The sequence below is a fragment of the Sorangium aterium genome (assembly GCF_028368935.1).
Classification (GTDB): Bacteria; Myxococcota_A; Polyangia; order Polyangiales; family Polyangiaceae; genus Sorangium; species Sorangium atrum.
The window spans coordinates 1,296,798-1,315,062 of sequence record NZ_JAQNDK010000003.1 but is presented as its reverse complement, the minus strand read 5'-3'; the positions used below and the strand labels follow the sequence as shown (position 1 = coordinate 1,315,062).

The 18,265-nt window shown below is 73.0% G+C and carries 11 protein-coding genes; 5 read left to right on the top strand and 6 right to left on the bottom strand.

From position 1 onward, the window contains the following. Positions 1–8: 8 nt before the first annotated feature. The 5 genes from POL72_RS29150 to POL72_RS29130 form a co-directional block, all read right to left on the bottom strand. Complete coding sequence (locus POL72_RS29150) at positions 9–1,688, bottom strand: hypothetical protein (RefSeq protein WP_272099233.1); 1,680 nt, start codon at positions 1,686–1,688, stop codon at positions 9–11. A 240-nt stretch (positions 1,689–1,928) separates the two neighbouring features. Next, positions 1,929–6,044 carry a hypothetical protein gene (locus tag POL72_RS29145; RefSeq protein ID WP_272099231.1) on the bottom strand — a complete coding sequence of 1,372 codons (4,116 nt, stop codon included), beginning with the start codon at positions 6,042–6,044 and terminating at the stop codon, positions 1,929–1,931. 105 nt (positions 6,045–6,149) lie between these two features. Beyond that, positions 6,150–7,121, bottom strand: coding sequence for a hypothetical protein (locus tag POL72_RS29140; protein ID WP_272099229.1), 972 nt, complete (start codon positions 7,119–7,121; stop codon positions 6,150–6,152). Between the two features lie 204 nt (positions 7,122–7,325). Continuing rightward, positions 7,326–8,888 carry a methyltransferase domain-containing protein gene (locus tag POL72_RS51335; protein WP_272099227.1) on the bottom strand — a complete coding sequence of 521 codons (1,563 nt, stop codon included), beginning with the start codon at positions 8,886–8,888 and terminating at the stop codon, positions 7,326–7,328. A 6-nt stretch (positions 8,889–8,894) separates the two neighbouring features. After that, on the bottom strand, positions 8,895–9,545 hold the full coding sequence (locus tag POL72_RS29130; RefSeq protein ID WP_272099225.1) for a transaldolase family protein: 651 nt from the start codon (positions 9,543–9,545) through the stop codon (positions 8,895–8,897). A 261-nt stretch (positions 9,546–9,806) separates the two neighbouring features. On the opposite strand from POL72_RS29130, the gene POL72_RS29125 reads away from it, so the two are divergent. Then, on the top strand, positions 9,807–11,351 hold the full coding sequence (locus POL72_RS29125) for an ATP-binding protein (protein ID WP_272099223.1): 1,545 nt from the start codon (positions 9,807–9,809) through the stop codon (positions 11,349–11,351). Between the two features lie 20 nt (positions 11,352–11,371). Here POL72_RS29125 and POL72_RS29120 read toward each other — a convergent pair whose 3' ends face one another. Further along, on the bottom strand, positions 11,372–12,865 hold the full coding sequence (locus tag POL72_RS29120) for a sigma-54-dependent transcriptional regulator (protein ID WP_272099221.1): 1,494 nt from the start codon (positions 12,863–12,865) through the stop codon (positions 11,372–11,374). 119 nt (positions 12,866–12,984) lie between these two features. Here POL72_RS29120 and POL72_RS29115 point away from each other — a divergent pair, with 119 nt between their 5' ends. The 4 genes from POL72_RS29115 (at position 12,985) to POL72_RS29100 (ending at position 18,241) form a co-directional block, all read left to right on the top strand. Then, entirely contained in the window at positions 12,985–13,842 is an 858-nt protein-coding gene (locus POL72_RS29115; RefSeq protein WP_272099220.1) for an outer membrane protein assembly factor BamD, read from the top strand. Then, the gene (locus POL72_RS29110; RefSeq protein WP_272099219.1) at positions 13,839–14,153 is read left to right on the top strand and encodes a hypothetical protein; all 315 of its coding nucleotides are present in this window, start codon (positions 13,839–13,841) and stop codon (positions 14,151–14,153) included. The genes POL72_RS29115 and POL72_RS29110 overlap by 4 nt, the downstream gene beginning before the upstream one ends. A gap of 111 nt (positions 14,154–14,264) precedes the next feature. After that, positions 14,265–14,741: a transcription elongation factor GreA gene (gene greA / locus POL72_RS29105; protein WP_272099218.1), complete on the top strand. Its 477-nt coding sequence runs from the start codon at positions 14,265–14,267 to the stop codon at positions 14,739–14,741. Positions 14,742–14,875: 134 nt separating this feature from the next. After that, the gene (locus tag POL72_RS29100) at positions 14,876–18,241 is read left to right on the top strand and encodes a sulfatase-like hydrolase/transferase (RefSeq protein ID WP_272099216.1); all 3,366 of its coding nucleotides are present in this window, start codon (positions 14,876–14,878) and stop codon (positions 18,239–18,241) included. Positions 18,242–18,265: the final 24 nt, after the last annotated feature.

Here is an 18,265-nt window from a genome sequence, read left to right as displayed (position 1 = left end):
GGCGCCGATCACTGCTGCGGGCAGCTCGTGTTGCTGGCGAAATCCCAGCAGGCGCCGCTCACCCCGGCCGCGCCGTCGCTCCCGGGGGAGCCACCGAGCCCGGCGGAGCCGCCGTTGCCAGCCGTGCCTCCGGTGAACGGCACCTCGGCGGCCGCGGGGCTGGGCGTGATCTTGTAGGCGATGCCCACCGCGTGGCCGCCTCGGCCGCCGCCGCCAGGGCCGCCATCGCCGCCCGCACCACCCTTGCCACCCATGCAACCCGCGAGCGAGCCGGACCCGGCGACGCGACTCCCCCCCTTGCCCCCCATGCCGCCCGAGCCACCGGGGCTTCCACCCCCGCCCTCACCTCCATTGCCCGCCTTGCCGACGGCGATGGTCACATCGGTCAGCGCCAGCTTGGTCCCCAGGCTGAGGATCCCGACGCTCGACCCGCCGGCCTTGCCACCGCCGCCTCCCGTTCCACCGCAGCCGCCCGCCCCGCCGCCGCCGCCGCTTGCGCCCGCGCCGTCGATGTAGCCACCTCCGCTGGCCATGCAGAAGCGTCCTGCTTTCGCGCCCCCGCCCCCGCCGCCGCCTTGACCGCGCGTCCCGTTGACGCCTGCGCCGCCGTCACCTCCGCTGACGCCGACCAGCGTCAGCGCGGTGCGGTCGCCCGCTGCGCCAGCGCTGCCGGAGGCGCCCCTCGCACCGCTCGCGCCGTCCCTGCACTCGGTCGTCTCTCCCGTTCCCCCCGTCTGTCCGTGTCCGGTGCCGCCGAGGCCGAGCTCGGTCGGGGAGACCGCCGGAGGCGTGCCGTCGCCACCTGTCTGCCCGCGCCCCTCATCCACCGCGGGCTGTCCCCCCAGGCCGCCGACGCCGCCGCTCGTTTCGCCGTCCCCGCACGTCGTCACGCCGGGTTGGCCGCTGTAGACCGCCACGAGGCACGCGCTCGAGACGTCCTCCAGCGCGTTCGAACCGTCCTGCGCGACCGCCGGCGTCTCGCCGTTCGCGCCGTTCATCCCGTTGCCTGCGATGACGTCGACGTGATCGAGCTGCGCGTCGATGTCCGCGACCGCCACGCCGATCGACGACCCGCCCGTAGCCGTCGCGTTGGCCGCGCTGATCGTGAAGCTCCGCACCCGTGTTCCGCCCGCGTCCTCGGTCAGCGTGAGCGCCACCTTGTTCGCGGGCCCTCCGAGGGTGCTTCGCGCCGCCGGGCTCCACGTCCAGCCCGCGTTGCAGTCGAAGCCGCCGATCACCTCGATGGCCGCCTTGACCGTGACGCTCTCCTCGAACACGCCGCTCGAGCACACGAGCACCCGCTTGCCGTTCGCGCTCGCGATCGCCTCCGAGAGCGACGCGTACGGCCTCGCCTTCGTCCCGTCTCCTCCGGACGCCGCGCCCGCGCTCGCGAACACCGCGCACCGGTCCACCACCGTGCTCGCGTCCTGGGTCGGGTCCGGCTCGCACGTGGGGCCAGGGTCGTTGCCGCCGCCCGTCGGCTCGGGGGGGCAGTACCTCGAGTCTTCCTTGCAATCCTCGGCGTAGGACAGCGGCCAGCACCCGGCGAGGTGCAGCGCCGCGACGGCCGACGCGGCGGGGAGCAGCCACAGAGAGAACGGGACGCCGATCCGCCGCCGCGCGGCGCGCCGCGCGGGCGCGCCGGCCTGGTCCTGCGCTCCATCGGATGGCGCAGATGCGTTGCTCACCGCGTTGCTGCTCGTTCGTTCCGTCGCTCTCATCGTCCCAAGCCTTTCCTGTGACGCTTCGCTCTGCCTGCAGATCCTCGCAGAAGGCGCACCCGCGCCCTGGCCGCGCCGACCCAGGAGCATACCCAGTCGGCGGATCGCCTGCTCAACGGCGATCCGTCGACCGAGCGCTCCAGGGGGACGCCGCACGCGGCGATCCGGTCATCTCACGGCCCGGGCGCTCGCGCCCCGGCGCGCGCGTCAGGGAGCGACGAGCGCCACGTCTCCCTTCGTGGTCTGTCCGCCGACGCGCCACCAGTTCGCGATGAGCAGCCGCCCGTCCACCTCCACGATCCGCGAGAAGGCGCCCGCGAACCCCTCCTGCTCGATCGCCCGGATGAGCCAGCTGTGGCCGTCGCCGCTCTTCGTCCCGATCGCGAGCCGCAGGGCCCCGCTCGTCGCGTCCTGGTAGCTGATGCGCACCTCCCCGGCCGCCGTCACGAACACGTTCGCGTCGTCGCCGATGAGGTGCTGCCCGTCCTCGAAGGGGGCGCCCTCGATCCCGAGCCCGTCGTCCGCCACCTCGGAGGGCTCGACCTCCGTGCCTCCCTTCACCCGCGCGTACCGCAGCCCCTCCGAGCGGCCGTCCGCGTAGGCGAGGTGCCAGTCGCCAGCGCGATCGATGAACAGCGACGTCCCCATGCCCACGTCGCCCGTGTCCGTCCCGTCCGGCGCCGCGCCGTCCACGATGCGGGTCTCCCACGCGCCCATCGACTTCGACGCGATCACCACGTCGCCGTGGATGCGATCGTAGAACGCCAGGCCGAACCCGCCCGCATCGTCGGGCGCCATCGCGATGTAGTCGCCGATCGCCTCGGGGTACGTCTCGAGCCGGTTGCCGTCGGAGATCGCGGCGCACGCCGGCGAGCCGCCGTCGTCGATGCACGCCTGCCCGGAGGCGCACCCCGGCTCGCAGTCGCCGGCCGCGAGCGGCGTCGCGCAGCGCCCCGTGCTCCGGATGCACTTCGCCCCGGCGCCGCAGAGGAACGCGCGGCACGGCGTCGCCTCGTCCTTCGCCACGTCCTCGAACCGCCACGCGCCCTCCCCGGGCGTGGCGCTCTCGCCGGTCGCGATCCGGACGCTCGACGTGACCGAGCCGCCCTCGCCGGGCTCGATCGCGAGGTAGGCGATGACGGGCAACTCCTTCACGAAGAGCAGCTTCGCGTAGCGGCCGATATCGCTGCTCGGCGCCTGCTGCACGAAGCTCACCGCCCACGTGTCTCCCTGCCGCTGCGCGAACTTGAGCGCGCGGTTCGTGCGGTCGTAGTAGGCCACCGCCGGCTTTCCGTCCGGCGCCACCGCGATGGACGTCCAGAGGCCAACGTCGTCGCCGGGCTCGGTCTGGCCCCCGCGGAACCCGCTCACGTCGAACCGGGCCGGGTCGACCGGGGGCTCCGCGGGCACCCCGTCGATCGCTTCCCACGCGACCGCCTCGCCGTCCCACGTGCCGACCACGAGATCGCCCCACGCGAACGCGTTGCGCCAGTCGGCCTCCGCGTAGCCGGCGACCCAGACCGTGCGCTTGTCGGCGGCGACCGCGACCGAGGTGTACGCGCCGATGAGCCCGTGCTCCAGCGTCGTGCAGTCGGGCGCGACGCACCCCTGTTCCACCTCCTCCGGCTCCTCGCTGCAGGAGCATCCGGCGTGCGAGCCGAGGAGCGCGACGACGGCGGCCCCGGCCAGCGCGCCCTTCACGCCGCGCGCACCGCGCCGCGCAGGGCGCCGAGGCGACGACCCCCGGTCGCCGCGCCGCGCGAGCCGCAAGGCCGCCGCCGCGACGGCGAGGCCGAGCCAGCGGACGCCCCACGGCGCCTCGCCGGCGCCGCCAGCCATGACGCATCCGCAGCCCGCCGACGGGTCGACGGGGACCCGGCCGCGGAGGATCGCCTGCCGCGCCGTGCCGAGGTTGCCCTCCTCATCCACGGCCTCGACCTCGATGTCGACGGCGTCGCCCACGTCCACCGACGTCGTCTCCGCCGCCGTCGACCAGGGGGACCACGCGCCGTCATCGAGCCGCACGCGCACCTTCGCGCGCGCGGCGTCCGAGACCCGATCGCTCACCTCGAGCGGCACCCGGCCGTCCACCGCGGCGCCGACGGAGATGACCGGCGGATCGACGTCGACCACCATCTCGACGGTCGCCGGCGTGGGATCGAGCGACAGGGGAGCGCCCGCGATCCGCGATCGCACCGAGATCACGTGACGCCCCTGGAGCCGCAGCCAGTCGTCGTGCAGGTCGACGACGCGCTCGCGCCTGAACGGGCGCCACACGCCGCTGTCGATGCGGTACGAGTACTCGACGGCCCGCGTGCCGTCGTCGAGCGGCGAGCTCATGACGAGCCGCGCCGTCGGCCCGTTGTCGCGGGTCATCGTGGGCAGGCGGAGCCCCTCGGCGCGCACCTCCTTGCGGCTCAGCTCGGCCTGCGTGTCGCTCCGCAGCGAGCGCTGCTGCGCCGTCGTTCCGAACGCCGCGAAGATGCCGAGGTAGTTGTCCTGCCCCTTCGTGAGCTTCCTCAGGCCGGGGGAGCCCGCGCCCTCGGCCGACTCCGGGATGACCAGCGAGAGCCCGAGCGCCGAGAGCGGCCCGTCGAGATCGATCGCCGGGATGCCGCCGCCGATCAGCTGCCCGAGCTGACCGCTGAGGAGGCCGCCCAGCGCCTCCGCGATGTTCTCGGGGTTCTCCCGGAGCAGCCCGTTGTTTGTCACCTCGCCGTTCTCGACCCTGAGCGCCTCGATCACCGGCGTGAGACCCTCGGGGGTGACCGAGAGGTTCATGGGCACGTCCACATCGAACGTCGCCGTCATGAACCGGATGAACCTGTCGAGCGACCAGATGTAGAAATCGAAGCTCGCCCGGTCCAGCCGGATGCGGATCAGCGGGTCGTCACTTCCGTTCGTGCCATCACCGAAGGTGACCCGAGGCGGCGCCTGCGGGCGGATGACGACAGCGACCTGCTGCGACTCGCGCTGCAGCGCGAGATCCTTTGCGGAAGGGGTCAGCAGCCCCAGCGTGCCAGAGTTGAGGAGAGGCACCGTCTCCGTGGAGATGCCGAGACAGAGAAGACCGCTGTTGTAGAGACCGTTCATGGCATAATTCGCGAAACGCTCGGAGATCGCGAGACCGACGTGAGGGCCGGGAAGGTCGGCTGGCCAGTCGGAGACGGTGTTGGCGACGAGCTCATCGGGAATCGGGATGCCCGCCGGGAGCGCCATGTTCGACAGCGGCACACATTTCGATGTCGGCACCGGCTCGGCGCCGCCATAAAGGCCAAGGGTGAGCCCGTTGCCGACCGGGTTGAGGTCGCCCCACGCGAGATCGGAGCCGTCGTCCCGCTCGCTCATGCCGCCGCCGGCGAGCAGGAGGTCGAAACCGCCCTGCGTGCCGGGGGAGATGCTCGCGAGCAGCCGGCCGAGATCGATGTGGCCCTCGACGCCGAGCAGGATCGAGGCGCACTCGTCGTTCGCGTGCGTGCCGTAGCGGCAGACGCCGCCGATGTCGTTCGTGCCGTCGGGGCAGGCCTGGTCCTGCGTCGGATCCGCCTTCAGACAGAGCTGCTGGTCGAGCTGGGCCTTCAGCGTTTCAGAGAGCGAGCCGGTCAGGAGGGGGAGGACGATGGGGCGCAGAAAATCGAGGATGTCGCCGGCGATGGAGTCGCCGCAGTTGAGCCGCAGCCTCGACTCGAGCTGATCCTTGCCGATGTCGAGCCGGACGATCTTGACGCGCGAGTAGCCCTGCCGCGAGTGCTGAGGATTGACGTCGATCTCGACGGAGAGCTCGATGTCGAGGTTGATGTTCGTGAAGGTCTGGTCGTCGGGCGGGCACGCGTCGTTGCCGTTGAGGGTCGCGATGACCGTGCTGTCCGTGATGAGCAGGTTGACCAGGATCGGGAGGTTCTGCAGGCGCACGGGCAGAGATCCCCGGATTCGCAGGTTATGCGGCGTCCTCGGCTCGATCTGGAGCGCCGCACTCCCCACGTCGATCTCCGCCGTGCACCTGGGCGGGCTCGCGTTCGGGTCGGCTCCGCCGGGACAGACCGTGTAGCCGGTCCCAGAAGACCTGGGGATGGAGAACGTGATCACGCCGCCGTCCCCACCCCCGAGCAGCGCGCGCCCGAGGACACCCAGGTTCTGCTCGAGGAACTCGACGCCCGACTGCGTGAGCCGCGCCGCGCCGGCGTTCTCGATGCGATCCGCGGGCTTGAAGCCGGCGGGGAGGGGGGTCATTCCACAGCCGGCGCACCCGCCGCCCGAAGCGGCGCATCCGGCGATGATGAGGAGAGCAAGGATGGCGGAGAAATGCTTGATGAGGCGGGGCATAAGGAACCCTCCGGGGGAGCACGACCCGCAGCGCCGCGCCCGCTGGGCGCGGGCTTCAGGACGCCACGACAGATCGTACGCTCCCCGGAGAGCCCCCCGCAAGCGCTACTGCGGACAGAGACCGGTAATCTTGACCGCGCTCGCGGCATACTCGCCGCCAAGCGCATAGGCGTCGGCGCAGTCGTCCGTCGCGGCCGAGTTCGTCGCGCTGCACCAGTCGCCCTTCAGCACGATCTTGCCGCTCTCGTCGCGCTTGCACGTATTCGGGGTCTCACCGGTGCCGTACTCTCCGATATCGCCCGAGAGCACGACACAGAGGCTCTGCTCGATCCCGGGGATGATCACCCGATCGACCTCTTCCAGCGTGATGAACGCGGTGAGCTTGCCGCCGTTGATGAACGCAGGGGGATCGCCGTCCGGGCCGGGGAGGCAGGCCTCCATCGGGTCGAGCCCCTCGCGGTTGTACCGTCCGATGCAGTTGTTGTCCGCCGACACCTTCGCGTCGGTGAGCTGCACCTCGTGCATGGGCAGGACGATCGGCTCGGCGGCCGCGTCTGCCGCGCCCGTGTCCAGGAAGATCGGGACGTTCAGGATGTCGGCCGCGCCGCTCCATGCGCCGTCGGTCAGGGGGGCGTCGAGCTCCTTCGGCGCGATCTCGAACGCGCCTGCAGACATGTTGGCGAAGCAGTAGCCCGCGAGCGGGTCGCTCGTGGGCATCGCGCCGCCGGTGCGCAGCTTGCCGGTCGCCGTGTCGAACTCGAGCAACCAGGAAAAGGTCCCGGTGCCATTCAAGTTGCACACGGGCAGATTCATCGTCAGGCCCTCGGCGACAAGGCGGGCGATATAGCCGACCGCGAGCACGTCGGGCTTCGTGACCGTCAGCTGCGCCATCCGCAGACCGAACTTGGTCGCCCCCTGATTGTCGTGGACGGCAATGCAGTCGGACGCGACAGCCGTGCAGACCGGGTTCGTCGGCGAGCAGTCGCCAGGAGCCCCGCCGCCGGTCCCCCCTGCTGAGCTCGAGCTCGTCTCGCCGGCGTCGTCGCCCCCGCACCCCGCTCCCGCCGCCGAGCCCATCAGCGCGGACACACCTAGTACGCAAAAACACTTCAAAAACCGCATCTCTTGCCTCCTCTGGTGTTGCAAGGTGCGGAGTATAGGCGGCGGAAATGCGATGACCACGCGGTCGAGATGACGCCGCACCGCGTCGCTATCGCCACATTCACGTCACGCCCCGATGAGCGCGACGCGCTTCGTCTGCATCGCCGCTCGGCGTGACGCCTAGCGGCGCTCGTAGCGGTCGCCGAGCCGGGCGCCGACGGGGAGCGCGCGCAGCAGGCGAATCATCGTCCACACCGTGCCAGCCAGCTTGCGCAGCTTCGAGGTGCCGACCCGCTCGTTGTACTCGATGGGCATCTCCACCACGCGATAGCCGCACTTCGCAGGGAAGAGCAGCGTGTCGATGGGCAACGCGTCGCCCTCACCGTCGAAATCGAACGCGCGAATCACCGAGCAGCGGTAGGCGCGCATACCGCTGTGGACGTCCGACGTCGGGATGCCGTGCATCGCGTGTGTCATGGCGGCAAAGGCGCGGTTGGCGATGTAATTCGGGACCGGCATGGCCGCCGGCTTCGTGCGGGTGCGCGCGCAGTTCACCACGTCGGCGCCCTCCTCCTCGACGAGGCGCCTGAGCACGGGGATGTTCTCGGCCGGATAGGTGAAGTCGCAATCGAGGTAGATGAGCAGATCGCTCCGGGCGGCGGCGCTGTACATGAGGAGCTCCATGGCCGGCCCGTGGCCGCGGGGCGGCACCTGCCGGAGCACGCGCGCCCCGAGGCCGGCCGCGATCTCGGGGGTCCTGTCCCGTGTGGAGCTGTCGACGCAGAGGATTTCCGCGTCGGGCGCGGCCTTCCTGATCTCGCCGATCATGGCGCCGACGCTCTCCTCTTCATCCATGGTCAGCATGCCGACGGTGAGCCGCATCCGGCGCGGGCGCGGCGGCTTCCGGGCGACGATCACGTGCTGGAACGCGAGGAGGCCGGGCGCGCGGTCGGCGACAACGTCCTCCAGCGGGCGGACGAGCGCGTGATACGCCTTGTAGGGGAGCGAGCTGGCGAGATCGGTGGGGTCGTCGCCCGCGCCGAGGCCGCGGAGGATGAGCCCCTTGGCGCCGCGGACGAGCATCGGGTTCTGCTCGACGCGGAGCACCTCGAGCCCGGCGCGCTCGATGAGCCGGACCGCCGACGCGCGGGTGAAGAAGCGGAGGTGCGTGTCGTCCAGGATGCCGCTCGGCTCGTAGTCGAACCGGCCGGCGAGCAGGCCGAGGCGCACCGGCCAGGCCGCGACGTTGGGGAGCGAGACGATGACGTGGCCGTCCTCCTCGAGGTGGGGCAGGAAGCGGCAGAGCACGGCGAGCGGGTCGGCGGTGTGCTCGAGGACGTCGGCGAACAGGAGCAGGTCGAAGCGCCGGTCGCCGAGCGCCTCGCGCACGGCGGCGTCGCTCGTGATGTCGGCGGCGAGGACCTCGTCGAGCGCCGCGCCGGCGCGTGCGAGCGAGCCGGGCGCGATCTCGATCCCGGTCACGCGCGCGCCGGTGCGCTTGACGGCCGCGCCGTTGAGCCCGATCCCGCAGCCGACGTCGAGCGCCGTCCGAGGCCGGCCGGCGGCGGCGACGAGGGCCCGGTTCACCTCTTCGACCGCGTACTTGCGCCCGGCGAGGGCCTCCGGCGCGGCGCGGGGCGGCGAGCGCCGACCCGGGGCGTCCCCGTGATCGAGAGGGCGCGGCCCGCGATCTTCCCCGTCGTCTCCCCCGTTTCCTCGCGCGTGGCCGGGCTCGGCGTTCACGCGCGGCTACTTAGCACGCTTCTCCCAGGCGGCGTTGAATTCGCGGATCGTCTCCTCGGTCTTCGGGTTGTGGAGCATCTTCCGCAAGATGGCGGGAGGCACCGTCACGATGTGCGCGCCGGCGTCGAGCGCCTCGTTCACGTCCATGAGGTGGCGGATCGAGCCGACGATGATCTCGGCGCCCAGCCGCTCGCGATCGAGCCTCGCGCGCGTGCGCTCGATGACCGGGGTCGCGGCGTAGCCCATGTCGCGGATGCGCCCGCTGAAGATCGAGACGTATGCGCCGCCGGCAAGCGCCGCGAGGTACGCCTGGTTGAAGCTCATCACGCACGTGACGTTGGTCCGCACGCCGCGCTTCGCGAGGGCGTGCGTCACCTTGAGGCCGACGTCGCCGAACGGGACCTTGATGCAGATCCGCTCGGGCGCCCACGCGTGATAGCCGCGGGCCTCGTCGAGCATCGCCGCCTCGTCCTCGCTCGTCAGCTCGACCGACACCGGCCCCGCCGACGCCGCGAGCACCTCGCGGATGCGCCGCTCGAGATCGACGCAGCCCGCGTCGCGCGAGAGGATGAGGGGGTTCGTGGTCACGCCGGCGAGCACGCCCCAGGAGAAGAGCTCCTTGATCTCGTCCGGGTTCGAGCTGTCGAGGAAGAACATGGATCGCTCCAGCGGGCTCGCTCGAGCCCCGGCGCGGTCTAGGCCAGTTCGATGCAATAGAGAAGGGGAGAAGGGGAGAAGGAAGAAGAGAGAAGGGGAGACGGCGACACCGTCCACGCTGCGCGGCTCGCCGCGTCGCCCTGCAGCGACGCTCGCGGTGCGGCCTGTGTGAACGACGTTGCAAAGACGGGGAGTCCGCGCTTCAGTTCTGGTTGTCGGAGATGTCTCTCCGACGGAACGTTTCTCCACGGCAATGCGTCGATGAGCAGCGGACGATCGTCGAGGGATCCGGTGGCGCACAGCCCGCTGCTCGCGGCTTGCTCGCCGGCGGGGCTCTACGTTGCCGCGCCCGGGGGCCACCTCGTCGACTGCAACGAGGTGCTCGCCCGGCTGCTCGGCTATGGCTCGCGGGAGGAGGCGCTCGCGGCGGCCGATCTCCTCCTCGGCGAGGGCGCGGCGGGCGCGACGCCGACGTCGGCCGGCGTGGTCGAGGGCTTCCTCACGCGCCGCGATGGGTCGGCGGTCCGGGTGATGAGGACCGAGACCGTCGCGGAAGCGCGCGGCGAGCGGCTCGTGGTCGGGGCCATCGTCGACGTCTCCTCCGCGCGCTGCACCGAAGATCGCCGGCGCGAGCTCTCGGAGGAGCTCGGCCAGGCGCAGAAGATGGAAGCTGTGGGGCGGCTCGCGGGCGGGATCGCCCACGACTACAACAACCTGCTCGCGATCATCCTGAACTACACGAGCCTGGTGATCGAGGAGCTCGACGAGCAGAGCCCGGTGCAGAAGGATCTCGCCGAGATCAAGCGCGCCGCGCAGCGGGCCGCGTCGCTGACGCGGCAGCTGCTCACGGTGAGCCGGCGGGGGCTCGCGCAGCCGGTCGTGCTGGATCTGCGGGACGTCGTGCGCGGCATGGATGGCGCGCTCCGCGCCGCCGTCGGCGGCAGCATCGATCTCGCGATCGCGCTCGGTCCGTCGGCCTGCCGGGTGCTGGCGGACGCGGGGCAGCTCGAGCAGGTGGTGATGAACCTCGCGCTGAACGCGCGCGACGCGATGCAAGGCGGCGGCCGGCTGTCGATCGAGGCGCGCGCGGTCCGCGTCGGCGCTGCGGGGAGCCTGCACGACGCGCACCCGGCGGTCCCGCCTGGCCGGTACGCGCGCCTCGTCGTGAGCGACACCGGAAGCGGGATGTGCGACGACGTGCGGACGCGCGCCTTCGAGCCGTTCTTCACGACGAAGCCGAGGGGGAAGGGGACCGGCCTCGGGCTCGCCACCGTGTACGGGATCGTCAAGCAGTGGCACGGCCACATCGAGCTCGCCTCCCAGCCCGGGCAGGGCACGCGCGTCGAGATCTACCTGCCGCTCTCCGCGCGCGGGGCGTCCTCGCGGCGCGCGCGCGCCGCGCACCAGCGCCGCGCCGCGCCGCGCCCGGGCGAGGGCGGGACGGTGCTCGTCACCGACGATGAGGACGCGGTGGTCACGCTCGCGAGCCGGATCCTGGGGCAGCACGGCTACACGACGCTGACGGCGCGCGGGCCGCGCGAGGCGCTGCGCGTCTGCGAGGCGCAGCGCGGGCGCGTCGACCTCCTGCTCACCGACGTGCTGATGCCCGAGATGTCCGGAGGCGAGCTCGCCGCTCGCCTCGTGAAGCTCAGGCCGGACATGAAGGTGCTCTTCATGTCCGGCTACACGGGCGACGCCCTCGACGGCCCGTTCGCCGTCCGGCCAGGCGCCGCGGTGCTCGGGAAGCCCTTCACGGCCGAGTCGCTCCTCCGCGCCGTCCGCAGGGCGCTCGAGGGGGCCGCGTAGGCGGGACGCGCAGGCCGTGCCTACGGCGCCTCACCTCGCTTGATGCCGTACGCGCGGATCTTCTTGTGGAGGTTCGTGCGCTCGACCCCGAGCAGCACGGCCGCGCGCGAGATGTTCCAGTCGAGGCTGGCCAGCACCTCGACGATGTAGCGGCGCTCGGCCCGATCGCGGAACTCGCGGAGCGTGAGGCGAGGGCGCTCCGGCTCGTGGCGGGCCGCGCCGGCGGGCGGCTCGGCCGCGCCGGGGGGCGCCGCCGCGCCGTCTCCGGCGGCCCCCTGCGCGTCGTCCTCGAACGGGTTCTCGTGTGGATCCTCGGGGAGATCGGCGATCGTGACGACGTCGCCCGAGAGGATCGCGGCGCGCTCGATCACGTTCTTGAGCTCGCGGACGTTGCCAGGCCAGCTCCGGCGCTCGAGCGCGGCGTAGACCATGGGATCGATGCCCTTCTGCTTGAGGCCGTTCTCGTTGCAGAACGCCGCCATGAACGCGTCGGCGAGCGCGCGCAGGTCGTCCATGCGGTCGCGCAGCGCGGGGCTCTTGATGGGGAACACGGCGAGGCGGAAGAAGAGATCCTCGCGGAAGCGCAGCGCGGCGACCTCGCGCGAGAGGTCCTTGTTCGTCGCGGCGAGCACGCGGACGTCGACGTGCCGGCTGTGCTCGCTGCCGACGCGGCAGATCTCGCCCGACTGCAGCGCGCGCAGCACCTTGGCCTGGGCGGCGAGGTCCATGTCGCCGATCTCGTCGAGGAACAGCGTGCCGCCGTGGGCCTGCTCGAAGAAGCCCCGCTTCGGTCCGCTCGCCCCTGTGAACGCGCCGCGCTCGTGGCCGAAGAGCTCGCTCTCGATGAGCTCGCGCGGGATCGCGGCGCAGTTGACCCGGACGAAGGGGCCCCGCGCCCTCGGCGACAGCCGGTGGATGGCGCGGCTGATGAGTTCCTTGCCCGTGCCGCTCTCGCCGGTGATGAGCACGCTCGCCTTCGTGGGCGCGACGCGATCGATCTCCTTGAAAAGCCGCTGCATCGCCGCGCTCTGGCCGATCATCTCGTAGCGCGCCTGCACCTGCGCCTTGAGGTCCTCGACCTCCCGGGCGAGCCGCGAGTTCTGCAGCGCGTTCTTCACGCCGACGAGGACGCGCTCGCGGTTCAGCGGCTTCTCGAAGAAGTCGCTGGCGCCGAGCTTGATGGCCTTGACGGCGTCGTTGACGGTCGCGTGGCCGCTGATCACGATCACCGGGAGCTCGCGGGTGGCGTCGTCCTGGCGCACGCGCTGGAGGAGATCGAGGCCGTTCATGCCGGGCAGGAGCAGGTCGACCAGGGCGAGGTCGACGGGGCTGTCGCCGTGCGCGAGCAGCTCCAGCGCCGCCTCGGCGCTCGGCGCCTCCGCGACCTGGTAGCCCTCGCCCTGCAGCACCAGGGCGAGGGTGCGGCGGATGTTGCGCTCGTCGTCCACCACGAGCACGGTGGGCGCGGCGGCGCCTCCGGGCGGGGCGGCGGGCGGCGGAGAGGAAGCGGGCATGGGTCGACCATACCCCAGCTCAGCCGTGCGCCACGACGCGGGGAGCGAGGGAGCACAGGCCCGGCCCCGCGGCGGAAGCCCTGGCGCGCCGGCGCCGGATTGGGTACGAGGCCTGCTCGATGAGACCCTCCGCCGCTGTCCTCGCCCTCGCCGGGTGCCTCGCTGCCCTCGGCGGGCTCGTGGGCTGCGATTTCGAGCTCAACGACGGCCGCACCGCGACCCTCACGTACACCGAGGACGCGCGCGCCGCGTACAACGAGGCGATGGCCGCCTTCCAGGCCAAGGACTGGGAGGACGCGCGCGCCCTCTTCGGCGAGGTGAAGCGGCTCTTCGCTTACAGCCGCTACGCCCGGCTCGCCGATCTCAGGATCGCGGATCTCGATTTCGAGCAGGGAAAGTACCCGGAGGCGATCTCGGAGTACCGCGCGTTCATCCAGGAGCACCGGACGGACCGGAACGTCGAGTACGCGAAGTACCGGATGGCGAAGGCGCTCTACCTGGACATCGACGACACGGTGTTCCTGCCGCCGGCCGAGGAGCGCGATCAGGCGACCACGCTCGAGGCCTACAAGGAGATCCGGACGTTCCTCCGGCAGTACCCGCGCAGCCGGTACCGCGACGACGCGGCCTACATGCTCGAGGTCGTGACGGGGCGGCTCGTGCGCCACGAGCTCTACGTCGCGCGCTACTACCTCAAGGAAGACGCGTTCGACGCGGCCCTCGCGCGGATCGACTACGCGCTGCGGACCTTCCCGGGCTCCGGGCTCGATCCGGAGGCGCTCGTCCTCAAGGGCGAGACGCTCCTCAAGATGAAGAAGCCCGACGAGGCGCGCGCCGTGTTCGAGTCCGTCATCCGGGACTGGGGTGGCCCGTTCGCCGTGACCGCGCGCCGGTTCCTCGACGAGATGGGCGGGCCGCGCGGCGCGCCTGCCAAGAAGGCGGCGTCGGGCCGCGCCCCCGCGGGGCCGCAGCTGTGACGCAGGCTGTCGGGCGGCCGTCCTCCGGCGCGCGCTACGTGCTGGAGCAGGCCGACGCCGGAGATACGCCAGGGGAGTTCGTGTACCGGGGCCTCGTGCGGCTCCCGGCCGCGGACGTCCCGGTCGAGGTGCGGATCGCCGAGGCGACCGGCGCGGCCACGGCGACGGTGGACGCCGCGGCCGTCCCGCACGGCGGACCGCATCCCGAGGAGCTCTCCAAGACGGCGGCGGCCCTCGTTCGGAGCGCGACCAAGTCAGCGGACGCCCATGCGCGGCGGCTGCCGCGGAAGATCGTCCGCTGGCGCGGCTAGGCGACGGCGGCGCGGAGCCCGCGCTGCGGTCCGGGCGCCTGGCGCCTCGGGCGATCGGCGCGCCCAGGGCCGTCGTCTCCCGGCCGGGAGCCATGCTAAAAGCGTCCCACCATGTCCGAGAAAGTACCGATGACGCCCGAGGGGCAAGCGCGGCTCCGCGAAGAGATGCGACGGCTGAAAGAGATCGACCTGCCGCAGGTCGTCAAGGACATCGGCACGGCCCGGGAGCACGGCGATCTCTCCGAGAACGCCGAGTACCACGCCGCCAAGGAGCGGCAGGGCATGATCGTCGCCCGCATCAGCTACCTCGAGCAGACGCTCTCGCGCGCCGAGGTGATCGATCCGTCGAAGCTGAGCGGCAGCAAGGTCCAGTTCGGCGCCAAGGTCAAGCTCGCGAACGTGGACACGGACGAGGAGCAGAGCTTCCAGATCGTCGGGCCCGAGGAGGCCGATCTCAAGGTCGGGCGCATCTCCATCGCGTCGCCGCTCGCGCGCGCGCTGCTCGGCCATGAGGTCGGCGAGGAGGTCCGCGTGAACATGCCGGCCGGGCCGCGCACGTACGAGATCCTCGAAGTCTCCTTCGCATGACCGAGCGCAACGGGGCCGCTCCGATGCGCCCGCGGGGCCATGGGGGCGCCGGCCGGCCTCCCGGGGGGCCCGTGCCCTCCGGGCGGCCCCTGCTGGGGAGCCGGCCTGACACGACGGCCGCCGGGGAGGGCGTCGTGCCGGGGCCTGCCGGCCACCGGGCCCCGGCGGCGCCGCGTCCGCAGACCGGGCCGGCGCGCCCGTCCACGCCGGCGCCCGCGCCGAGCCGCGCCACGTTCCCGAGCGGGAACTCCGACGCGCCTCCGCGGAAGCTGGAGACGGAGATCGGGTGGCGCATGGCGGACGCCTACCTCGCGATCACGGCGCTCGCGCTCGCCGAGCTCCTGGTCGTCGGCGCGTGGCGGTGGCGAGAGCTGCTCGGGCCCTACGAGCTCGGCCGCGCCCTGCGCGACCTCCTGCCGCTCGCGCTCTCGGCCGCGGCGCCGTGCGCCGCCGTCCTCGGCGCGGTGCTCGAGATCGTCATGCGCGCCGAGCGCAAGGCGTTCCGCGCCGCGGCAGCGCTGATCGCGGGCGCGTTCGGCGGCGCGGTGGCCTTCGGCGTCTCGACGGGGCGCATGCTCGAGGGCGGCCGGCGCGCGCCCTTCATCGCGGCGCTCGCGCTCTTCGCCGCCGCGGCGACGTTCGCCGCGGCGCCGCGCGCGGCGCGCGCCTTGAAGCGGGCGCGCGCCGCGGCCGCCGGCAGGTGGCTCCTCCTCGCGGCGATCTGCGCGATCGTGCTGCTCGAGGTCGCGAACGTGCGCGTCTTGCCGCGCCTCTACGCCGCCTTCCACCTGGGGCTCGCGGCGCTCACGCTCGCGGCGGCGACCTTCGCGACGCCGGCGCTGCCCGCGCGCGCGGCTCGCCTGGAGGACGCGCACGGGCGGCGCTCGCCCAGGCTGGTGCGCGCGGCGCTCGCGCTCGTCCTCTTCGCGTTCGGCGCGGCGCTCGCGCCCGGCGCGGCGGACAGGCTCGCGCTGGCGGACAACATCCGGCTGATCTACGCGACGCACAGCCCGCTGCTCGGCCACGTGGTCGAGCTCGCCGCCGTGCTGTCGCCGCCCGAGGCGCTCGACGCCGCGCCGCTCGACGAGCGCGCAAGCGGGCACGCCATCGATCTGCGGGGGCGCGACATCGTGCTGATCAGCGTCGACGCCCTGCGCGCCGACCACGTGGGGGCGTACGGCTACGACAGGAAGATCACCCCGAACCTCGATCGCCTCGCGGCCGAGGGCGTGCGGTTCGACGCGGCGTACACGCCGACGCCGCACACGTCGTACGCCGTGTCGTCGCTCATGACGGGCAAGTACATCCGCCCGCTCGTGCTGCAAGGGCTCGGGGACGACTCCGAGACCTTCGCGCAGCACCTCCGCCGCTACGGCTACAAGACGGCGGGCTTCTACCCGCCGGCGGTGTTCTTCATCGACGGCGAGCGCTTCGGCGCGTTGCGCGACCGGGCGCTCGATTTCGAGTACCGGAAGGTCGAGTTCGCGAGCGCCCAGCTCCGTCTGGAGCAGGTGCGGAGCTACCTCGCCGGGCTCGGGCCGGAGCAGCGCGCGTTCATGTGGGTGCACCTCTTCGAGCCGCACGAGCCGTACGAGGCGCACCCGGAGCACCCGCTCGGCGACCGCGACATCGACCGCTACGACGCGGAGATCGCCATGGCGGACGCGGGGGTAGGGGCGATCGTGGACGAGGTCCGCAAGGGGCGCCCGGACGCCGTCGTGATCGTCACGGCCGATCACGGCGAGGAGTTCGGCGAGCACGGCGGCCGCTACCACGGCACGACCGTGTACGAGGAGCAGGCGCGCGTGCCGCTCGTCGTGAGCGCGCCCGGCCTGCTCTCGCCCCGCGTGGTCCGGGCGCCGGTGCAGCTCGTCGATCTCCTGCCGACGGTGCTCGCGGGGCTCGGCATCCCGAGGCCGGCGCGCGTGCGCGGCGCCGACCTCGGGCCGCTGCTCGCCTCGGGCGACGAGGCGGCGGAGCAGGGCAAGGCGGCCCCGCCGGGCGGGCCGCCCTCGCTCCCGGGCTTCGCCTTCGCCGAGACGGACGCGCAGACGCTGCTCGCCAAGGGCACGCTGCGGCTCGTCTGCGCGCGCAAGATCGGCGCGTGCGCGCTCTACGACGTGGCGACCGATCCGCGCCAGCAGGAGGACGTCTCCGCGCTGCGCCCGGCGGAGCTCGGCGCGATGCGGTCGGAGCTTCGCGCGATCGAGGCGTCGCACGGGCGTTACGAGGTCCGCGGCCTCCGGCAGGAGGGCAAGGGATGGCCCGACGCGCTCCGCCGCGGCATCGCGGGCGACGCCGACGCCGTCGTCGAGGTCGCGGCGCTGCTCGACGACGCGGACGTCGCCATCCGGCGCAAGGCGGGCGAGGTGCTGTTCGATCTGCGCCGCTCCGAGGCGGCGCCCTCGCTGCGCCTCGCGCTCGTGCGCGACGAGGACGACGAGGTGCGGCGCTGGGCGGCGCTGACCCTCACGCGGCTCGGCGAGGGCGCGCCGCTCACCCGCGATCTCGTCGTCGATCGCGACCGCAAGTGGCGGCGCCTCGCGGCGCTCGCGCTGGCGGAGTCGGGCGATCGCCGCGGCGACGACGTCCTCGTGGCGTGGCTGCGGCAGGTGGTCCGCGGCCCCGAGCAGGACGGCGGCGCCGACGCGGGCGAGGTGACCTCGTTCGAGCGGGCGCGCGAGATCGTGGACGCGCTCGCCAAGATCCGGGTGAAGGCGGCGCTGCCGCCGCTCATCGCGGCGCTCGGCGACGTGCGGCTCCGCCCGTACGCCGCGGCCGCGCTCGCGGCCATCGGCGAGGACGCCGCGCGGCCGGCGCTCGCGGAGCGGCTGAGCCAGGAGCCGTACCAGACCGCGCGGGTCGCGATCGCGGAGGCCCTCGTGAAGCTCGGCGCCGGCCCCGAGCTCCGGGCGCCGCTCCTGCGCATGCTCGGCACGCCCGATCCGCTTCCGGGGGGGCTCGGGCTCGCGCTCCGGGCCGACATCCTCGACCTGCTCGGCGGGCCGCGCGAGCGCGATCTCGGCCGCCTGCGCCGCTTCGCGAAGAGCGGGGTGGGCCTCGGCGTCGTGATCCCGAAGGCCGGCAACGGCAAGGGCGTGCGCGTCATCTGCCGCGCGCGGACCGACGACGGCCGCCCCGGCGAGGTGCGGTTCGGCAGGCCCACGCGCAGCTGGCGCCCGCCGAAGCGGGACGGCGCGTCGCTCGTCCCGGCCAGCGCGCCGGAGCTCGACGCGGAGCGCGCGGTCACGCTCGCGATCCCGCCGGGGAGCGAGCCGACCGAGGCGTTCGCGACGCTGCCGCCCGCCGCGGGCGCGCAGGCCGGCAATTACGGCGATTTCGTGGTGTACGCGACCCAGAACGTCGAGGTGTCCGCGTGCGCGGTCGTCCCGCTCGCCGACGAGATCCCGCCCCCGCCGCCTGCGCCCTGGTCGCCCGACGAGGCCGGGGCGCCGGCGCGCTCGGACGACGAAGCACCCGCCGCTCACCGGCCAGATTGACGCCGCAGGCCGCGAGACTAGAGT

Excerpts from the sequence above, each read along its gene's own strand:
- greA (WP_272099218.1), top strand. The coding sequence starts at position 14,265 with ATGTCCGAGAAAGTACCGATGACGCCCGAGGGGCAAGCGCGGCTCCGC.
- POL72_RS29130 (WP_272099225.1), bottom strand. The coding sequence starts at position 9,545 with ATGTTCTTCCTCGACAGCTCGAACCCGGACGAGATCAAGGAGCTCTTC.
- POL72_RS29140 (WP_272099229.1), bottom strand. The coding sequence starts at position 7,121 with ATGGGCTCGGCGGCGGGAGCGGGGTGCGGGGGCGACGACGCCGGCGAG.
- POL72_RS29125 (WP_272099223.1), top strand. The coding sequence starts at position 9,807 with ATGAGCAGCGGACGATCGTCGAGGGATCCGGTGGCGCACAGCCCGCTG.
- POL72_RS29145 (WP_272099231.1), bottom strand. The coding sequence starts at position 6,044 with ATGCCCCGCCTCATCAAGCATTTCTCCGCCATCCTTGCTCTCCTCATC.
- POL72_RS29115 (WP_272099220.1), top strand. The coding sequence starts at position 12,985 with ATGAGACCCTCCGCCGCTGTCCTCGCCCTCGCCGGGTGCCTCGCTGCC.
- POL72_RS29120 (WP_272099221.1), bottom strand. The coding sequence starts at position 12,865 with ATGCCCGCTTCCTCTCCGCCGCCCGCCGCCCCGCCCGGAGGCGCCGCC.